The 7,061-nt window shown below is 58.1% G+C and carries 6 protein-coding genes and 1 pseudogene; 1 reads left to right on the top strand and 6 read right to left on the bottom strand.

Going from position 1 to position 7,061, the window contains the following annotated elements:
- The 5 genes from ACXRVY_RS13205 to ACXRVY_RS13185 form a co-directional block, all read right to left on the bottom strand.
- Window positions 1–528, bottom strand: a 528-nt coding sequence (locus ACXRVY_RS13205) for an ABC transporter ATP-binding protein (protein ID WP_458237530.1), incomplete at its 3' end; no start/stop codon positions are given.
- Window positions 529–1,296 carry a high-affinity branched-chain amino acid ABC transporter ATP-binding protein LivG gene (gene livG / locus ACXRVY_RS13200; protein WP_223463200.1) on the bottom strand — a complete coding sequence of 256 codons (768 nt, stop codon included), beginning with the start codon at window positions 1,294–1,296 and terminating at the stop codon, window positions 529–531.
- Entirely contained in the window at window positions 1,293–2,549 is a 1,257-nt protein-coding gene (locus ACXRVY_RS13195; protein ID WP_046043981.1) for a high-affinity branched-chain amino acid ABC transporter permease LivM, read from the bottom strand. Before ACXRVY_RS13195 ends, livG begins: the two co-directional genes overlap by 4 nt.
- Entirely contained in the window at window positions 2,546–3,469 is a 924-nt protein-coding gene (livH, locus tag ACXRVY_RS13190) for a high-affinity branched-chain amino acid ABC transporter permease LivH (protein ID WP_046043982.1), read from the bottom strand. Before livH ends, ACXRVY_RS13195 begins: the two co-directional genes overlap by 4 nt.
- Window positions 3,470–3,700: 231 nt before the next feature.
- Window positions 3,701–4,828, bottom strand: a complete 1,128-nt coding sequence (locus ACXRVY_RS13185; protein WP_116262163.1) for a branched-chain amino acid ABC transporter substrate-binding protein — start codon at window positions 4,826–4,828, stop codon at window positions 3,701–3,703.
- A gap of 351 nt (window positions 4,829–5,179) precedes the next feature.
- On the opposite strand from ACXRVY_RS13185, the gene ACXRVY_RS13180 reads away from it, so the two are divergent.
- Entirely contained in the window at window positions 5,180–5,485 is a 306-nt protein-coding gene (locus ACXRVY_RS13180) for a DUF2288 domain-containing protein (protein WP_108227850.1), read from the top strand.
- A 310-nt stretch (window positions 5,486–5,795) separates the two neighbouring features.
- Here ACXRVY_RS13180 and ACXRVY_RS13175 read toward each other — a convergent pair.
- Window positions 5,796–7,061, bottom strand: a pseudogene (locus tag ACXRVY_RS13175) (hypothetical protein); the annotation flags it as partial.

Raw genomic sequence — 7,061 nt, 5'->3', positions numbered from 1 at the left:
GATGATGTCGAAGATCTGCTGGATGATGATCGGTGCCAGGCCCAGCGACGGCTCGTCGAGCAGCAACAGCTTGGGCTTGCTCATCAGCGCACGGCCGATGGCGAGCATCTGCTGTTCGCCACCGGACATGGTGCCGCCACGCTGGGCGAAGCGTTCCTTCAGGCGTGGGAAAAGTCCGAGAACCTTGTCCATCTGTTCCTGATAATCGCCCTTATCGGTGAAGAAACCACCCATGGAGAGGTTTTCTTCCACGGTCAGGCGGGAAAACACCCGACGGCCTTCCGGCACCACGGCAATGCTCTTGCGCATGATCTGCGAGGAGTCCTGGCCGACCAGTTCCTCACCCATGTAGCGGATGCTGCCGCTGTGGGCCTGCGGCGAACCGCAGAGCGTCATCAGCAGGGTCGACTTGCCGGCACCATTGGCGCCGATCAGGGTCACGATCTCGCCCTGACGGACTTCGACGTTGACGCTGTGCAGAGCCTGGATCTTGCCGTAGAAGGTGGAAACGTTTTCGAACTGCAGCATTTACGCTTCCCCCAGGTAGGCTTTGATCACTTCAGGATTGTCGCGGATCTGTTCCGGTGTGCCGTTGGCCAGGGGGGTGCCCTGGTTGATCACGACGATGTGGTCGGAAATGCTCATGACCAGTTTCATGTCGTGTTCGATCAGCAGCACGGTGACGTTGTGCTCTTCACGCAGCACACTGATCAGCGCCTTGAGGTCTTCGGTTTCCTTCGGGTTCAGGCCGGCGGCCGGTTCGTCGAGCATGAGGATCCGCGGGCGGGTCATCATGCAGCGGGCGATTTCCAGGCGACGTTGCTGACCGTAGGCCAGGGTGCCGGCCGGACGGTTGGCGAACCCCTTGAGGTGTACCTTGTCCAGCCAGTACTCGGCGTACTCCATGGCCTCGCGTTCGCTTCTGCGAAATGACGGGGTCTTGAACAGGCCGGCCAGGAAGTTGGTATTCAAGTGACGGTGCTGGGCGATCAAGAGGTTCTCGACCGCGGTCATGTCCTTGAACAGCCGCACGTTCTGGAAAGTACGCACCACGCCTTTGAGGGCGATCTTGTGGCCGGGCAGGCCCTCGATGGCCTCGCCGTCCAGCAGGATGCTGCCGCCGCTCGGCTTGTAGAAGCCGGTCAGGCAGTTGAACACGGTGGTCTTGCCGGCGCCGTTGGGGCCGATCAGTGCCACGACCTGCTTTTCCTTCACGCTCAAGGCCACGCCGTTGACCGCCAGCAAGCCGCCGAAGCGCATGCTCAGATTTTCTACTTTGAGGATCTCGCGGCTCATTTACGCAGCTCCATGTGAGGACGTTGCATGGGCAGCAGACCTTGAGGACGCCAGATCATCATCAGCACCATCAAGGCGCCGAACATCAACATGCGGTATTCGCTGAAGTCACGCATCAGCTCGGGCAACAGAATCATTACGACGGCCGCGAGGACCACGCCCAATTGCGAGCCCATGCCGCCCAGCACCACGATGGCGAGGATGGTGGCCGATTCGATGAAGGTGAATGACTCCGGCGTCACCAGACCCTGACGTGCGGCGAAGAAGCTACCGGCAAATCCGGCGAAGCAGGCGCCCAGGGTGAAGGCCGACAGCTTGATCACGGTCGGGTTCAGGCCCAAGGCACGGCAGGCGATTTCGTCCTCACGCAAGGCTTCCCAGGCACGGCCGATCGGCATGCGCAGCAGGCGGTTGATCACGAACAGCGCGAACAGCGCCAGCAACAGCGCCACCAGGTAGAGGAATACCACCTTGCTGACGGGGTTGTAGGTCAGGCCGAAGTACTCGTGGAAGGTCTGCATGCCTTCGGCGGCCGTTCTATCGAAGCTCAGGCCGAACAGCGACGGTTTGGGGATGTTGCTGATGCCGTTCGGTCCGCCCGTAAGGTCCGTCAGGTTACGCAGGAACAGACGGATGATCTCACCGAAGCCCAGGGTCACGATCGCCAGATAGTCACCGCGCAGACGCAGTACCGGGAAGCCCAGCAGGAAGCCGAACGTCGCAGACATCAGTCCGGCGATGGGCAGGCAGATCCAGAAGCTCAGGCCATAGTAGTGCGACAGCAGCGCATAGCTGTAGGCACCCACCGCGTAGAAACCGACGTAGCCCAGGTCGAGCAACCCCGCCAGACCGACCACGATGTTCAGGCCCAGACCGAGCAGCACATAGATCAGAATCAGCGTGGCGATATCCACCGCACCGCGCGAGCCGAAGAACGGCCACACCAGAGCGACCACGATCAACCCCATGATGACCCAGCGTTGGGTGCTGGGCAGGGTCATGAAGTGGCTGACCTTCGGCGAAACCAGCGAGCCTTTCGGCGCTGACTTCATCATGGTGCTCCACTGTTTGTCGAACAGCACCCGCAGGAACATCAGCACCGAACTGGCGGTGATGATGAACAGCGTGGAGGTACTGGCACCCAGTACTTCGAGGTTGATGCCGGCGATGGACAGTTTCAGACCGAGTACCGGATAGGCCACGGCCCAGACCAGCAGGGCGCTGAACAGCGCTTGTTTAAGATTCCTAGTCATACTTTCTCAATCTCCGGACGCCCCAACAGGCCGGTTGGCCGGAATAACAACACCAGAACCAGAAGGCCGAAAGCCACTACGTCCTTGTACTGGTCACCGAATATATCGGCGCCGAATGCTTCGGCCACCCCCAGCACCAGACCACCGAGCATGGCGCCCGGAATGCTGCCGATGCCACCCAGTACCGCCGCGGTAAAGGCCTTGAGGCCCACCAGGAATCCGGCGTTCGGGTTGATCACGCCATACTGCATGCTGAGCAGTACAGCCGCCACGGCCGCCAGGGCGGCACCAATGACGAAGGTCAGGGCGATGATGTTGTTGGTGTTGATGCCCAACAGGTTGGCCATCTTGATGTCTTCGGCACAGGCCCGGCAGGCACGTCCCAAGCGTGAACGCGAGATGAACTGGGTGAGGCAGAGCATTACCACCAAGGTCACCACGAACACCAGGATCTGCATGTAGGAAATCAGCACTTCCTGTGCTCCGCCCGGACCGAAACTGAAGCTGCCCGGAATCAGGTTGGGGATCGATTTGTCCTTGGAGTCCTGCGAGAGCAATACGGAGTTTTGCAGGAAGATCGACATGCCGATGGCCGAGATCAGCGGGATCAGGCGGTTACTACCCCGCAAAGGGCGGTAGGCGATCCGTTCGATGCTGTAACCGTAGGCACTGGTGACAACGATGGTCGCCAGGAATGCGGCGGTCATCAACAGCGGCAGAGAATGGATACCCAGCATGGCCAGTCCGGCAAGGACGATGAAGGCCACGTAGGAACCGATCATGTAGACCTCGCCATGGGCGAAGTTAATCATTCCAATGATGCCGTAAACCATCGTATAGCCGATGGCGATCAGGGCATACGTGCTGCCAATGGTCAGACCATTAACCAGCTGTTGGAAAAAGTGATAGATCTCAGGCATTACAGCGCTCCTAAAAACCTGATACGCATTTCACTGGTGGAGTCATTTTCCCGCTCAGGCCCCGTGGATCTGCATCCACTTCGAGCGTGAGGTTTGCCAGCGAACCGCTGATGACGGTTTTGAGATTTTCAGGTGGGAAGGCTTCCGGATCACGGAGGCACGGCCCATTACCTCGTAAAACAAAGCCCACGGCGCGCCGTGGGCTTTATTGGCAGTCAGTCAGGCAGCGCCTTACTGAGGCGAAACTTCGGTTTTAGGTTTGCCGAAGTGCCACTGGTAGACCACGAACTTGAAGTCCTTCAGGTCGCCCTTGTCGTCGAACGACAGGTCGCCGGTCGGAGTCTTGAAGGTGCCTTTGTGAATGGCTTCAGCCACTTTGGCGGTGTCTTCGCTCTTCGCTGCCTTGATGCCTTCGGCAATCACATCGACAGCCGAGTAGGCCGGAAACACGAACGGGCCGGTCGGGTCCTGTTTCTTGGCGGCGAACGCCTCAACCAGCGCCTTGTTGGACGGGTCCTGGTCGAAAGACTTCGGCAGGGTCACCAACAGGCCTTCGGAAGCGTCCTGGGCGATTTGCGAGATGGAGTCGTTGCCCACACCTTCAGGCCCCATGAACTTGGCGTTCAGGCCCTTTTCCTTGGATTGACGCAGGATCAGGCCCAGTTCCGGGTGGTAGCCGCCGTAGTAGACGAAGTCGACGTTGGCTTGCTTGAGCTTCTGGATGATCGAGGAGAAGTCCTTGTCGCCGGCGTTGAGGCCTTCGAATACGGCAACCTTGACGCCTTTGCCTTCGAGGGTTTTCTTCACGGAGGTGGCGATGCCTTCACCGTATTGCTGTTTGTCGTGCAGCACAGCAACGATTTTCGGTTTTACGTGGTTGGCGATGTAGTTACCGGCAGCAGGGCCCTGGGCGCTGTCCAGGCCGATGGTGCGGAACACCATTTTGTAACCACGTGCGGTGATGTCCGGGCTGGTGGCAGCCGGGGTAATCATGATCACGCCTTCGTCTTCGTAGATGTCCGAAGCCGGTTGAGTGGAGCTGGAGCAGAGGTGACCGACAACGAATTTCACACCATCGTTGACCACTTTGTTGGCGACGGCCACGGCTTGTTTAGGGTCGCACGCGTCGTCGTATTCCTTGGCTTCGAGCATCTTGCCGTCGACGCCGCCCTTGGCGTTGATCTGCTCGATGGCCATCTTGGCACCGATGAACTGCATGTCGCCGTATTGAGTGACCGGGCCGGTTTTAGGGCCGGCGATGCCGATCTTGATGGTGTCAGCTGCGAACGAATGGCTGGCAACCCCGGCCAGAACCATAGCGGCAAACAGTTTGGAAATCTGCTTAGTAGCCTTAGTCATAGTGCTCCACTCTTACTGTTGTAGTTTTTATAGTCCTGGCGCCGATGGCAGCAGAACCGGGTCAGATATCCACGACATCCCCCGGAAATGCCCCCCGACAACTGTACCGGTACAGTGTAGAGCGCCGATTGTCGGCCTGGGAAGGCGGCGCCGGGGGGCAAAACCTGCGAGTGTCGCTTTATTGAAAGAAAAAGACAGAATTGCGGCGGGGGTGTTGAAGGGCTTATAGCCGGATTCAGTGCATTCCCTGGCTTTACTGCGCTTTTCATTTCGGTGACTCAATTGCATCCGGGTTTTTCTGCCAGACCAGCGACGTTATCATTCGCGTCGATTTCTTTTCCGGACAGTCCCATGAATCAAGAACCTAGCACCCTCTATGCCAAGCTGCTTGGTGAAACCGCATCTATTACCTGGAAAGAGCTGGAGCCGTTCTTCGCCAAGGGTGCCCTATTGTGGGTCGATCCTGGCCTGGATTTGATCGCCGCCGCCGAGGCCGTGGCCCAGGATGAAGGGGAGAAAGTGGCTGCCTGGCTGGCCGCTGACAAACTCGCCAAGCTGTCTGAAACACGGGCGCTGGATCTTTTTGAGCGTGATCCGCAGCTGTGGGCCGTGGTTGTTTCGCCGTGGATTCTGATCCAGGAAAGGGCGCAGGCTTAAAAGGTTGCACATTATTGGTGCGTTCCTTTCAGGGATAAAAGTGTGTAGCCGGGTAGCGTGATGGCATGTTGCCGTGAAGAAAGGCTACAGCTTCACGGTGACGTAAACGTAACGGGAACAGTTGAGAGGACAACTGAACGGCCGCTCAATTGTTTCTGGATGTTGATATGCAGTGAATTCAAGGCCGCCATCGTCGGAACGCCGCCCGGACCAAGCTCGCTCCCACAGTTGACCGCGTTCTCTCTGAAAGAATGCGATCCCTGTGGGAGCGAGCTTGCTCGCGATGGCGGCGACGCGGTTTTGCGTCTTATTAAGCTGTCTTGCCCGTATGGTTATTCAACGAAATGACCTTGGTCTTGCCAATGCGGTGACGGTAGATCTCGCGCAGGTACTTGATCGCTTTCTTCACACAGTCGCGCGACAGGCGAATGTCGTTGATCGAGACGAATTTGTCCTTGTCGTTGATCAGCTCGCGGTACTTCTTCTCGTACATCGGCTTGATCGCGTACCAGTTGGTATCGAGGATCTTCGCCGGGTTCTCGAATTCGTTGAGTAACTCGTCGATCCGGTCTTCATCGAACTGTTCGTTGATGATGAAGTCCAGGATCGAGTTGTCCAGGGTCTCGTCGAAGCGGTACGGGTTTTTCGCGAAACAGCGCTTGATGAACGCCACGATCAGCGTCAGGAAGTCGTCCGACAGGCACGGGCTCTTGGCGATCAGGGTGGTCAGCGACAGGTTGGCCGAAGCACCGATCACCAACGCGTAGCGCTTGAGCGTGGTGTTGGGGAACAGGCTGTTGAGGTGAGTCTTCAACCGGTTCAAATCCATGTAGGACAGCTTGTAGTCCTTCGGCAGGGAAACGATCGACACCACCGACGAGCAATTCTTGAAGAAGTGCAGGTCATGCAGCGCCGCCGCGTCGTAACCCGAGTTCTTGTACTGCTCCAGCGACGCGCGATAACGCTTGGACTCGATCGGCAACAGGCTGATGCCTTCGATGGCCTGGGTGACCTTGTTGAAGTGCGGCAGGTCGATCGAACGGAAGAACAGGTCATCGATGTTCAGGCGCTGCGGCTCTTTCTCGAACACCTTGAATTTGTCGCTGCTCGGCGGCGGGGTTTCCGGCACCACGGACTCTGCGTAGGCAATCGCCACCGGGCCGGCCAGGCTCATGAACAGGTCGTTGGCGTCCAGGCGGATGGTTTCGCCGATGTCGATGCCGGCGCGACGGAAATAGTTCTGGTCGTAGTCGGTGGTCACCGCCTGGGCCGTCAGAATGTTGAAGATCTGCTGCGAGATGTATTGGTTGGCATGCTTCTCCATGGCATTGACATCAATATTCTGGATATTGCCGTCATCGTTCTCTTCGGCGTAACGCATGATGTCGTTGGAGATCAACATCATCGCGTTCCATGGGCGGATGCGGCCCATGACGCTGGCTTCGCTGCTGTCTTCGTTGGCGAAGTTGTAGGAGAAGTCCCACTCTTCCGACAGGTACTTGCACAGCAGGCGGCCGGCGTTGATGTGCAACGCCTCGGACATTTCACTGCGGTGATCGGAAATGTTCGGCAATAC

This window comes from Pseudomonas sp. P5_A2_2 (assembly GCF_054177685.1).
Note: the sequence above shows the minus strand (reverse complement) of the source record. Positions and strands in the feature narration are given on the sequence as shown.